The sequence below is a fragment of the Thorsellia kenyensis genome (assembly GCF_042432445.1).
Classification (GTDB): Bacteria; Pseudomonadota; Gammaproteobacteria; order Enterobacterales; family Thorselliaceae; genus Thorsellia; species Thorsellia kenyensis.
On record NZ_JBHLXE010000127.1, the window covers coordinates 1 to 691 of the forward strand.

General features: G+C 35.5%; 1 protein-coding gene. It reads left to right on the forward strand.

Going from position 1 to position 691, the window contains the following annotated elements:
• Positions 1-43: 43 nt before the first annotated feature.
• Positions 44-691, forward strand: a 648-nt coding sequence (locus tag ACFFIT_RS13275) for an ISAs1 family transposase (protein ID WP_385878413.1), incomplete at its 3' end; no start/stop codon positions are given.

The window sequence follows — 691 nt, forward strand, 5'->3', positions numbered from 1 at the left end:
TTTCCAGATCAAATAAGTAAATCAAATTTACTTAGGAGAACACATGGAAATCACACATATTTTTGATGGTATTGAAGAAACAAGGTCTACCATTAACCAAAAATACCCTGTCGCAGAAATTGCTTTTTTAGTCGTTGCCTCATTTATATGTGGCTATAATAATTGGCATGCGATAGCACGTTTTGGTGATGCAAATATAGACTGGCTTAGAAAATTTTTTCCCTATGCTAATGGACTGCCTACTCGCCATAATATTGCTAGAATAATCAGACTGATAAAGCCTGAATCACTGAACGAGTTGTTAATTAATTGGGCTAGAAGTTATCAATCTGAAATAGCAGGAAATCAGCAGCAATCACTTGATAATAAAGAAGTTGATAGCCAGTCACCAGAAAATGCACTTGTTAAGTTAAGAAAGATTATTGCTATTGATGGTAAAGATGTGAGAGGTTTACAGGCTCACTCGGGCGAAGTTCTTAATGTTGTATCAGTGTATGATCTTGGTCTTGGTATTACAATGGGTACTGAAATGGGACTTGGAAAAGGTCAAGAAATTGAAATGGTGAGAAATGTTTTGAACACGTTGAATTTAAAAGAATGTGTAATTACATTAGATGCACTACATTGCCAAAGTGAAACGATCAATACCATAGTCAAACAGAAAGCAACAGCTCTAATCCAAGTGAAAGCC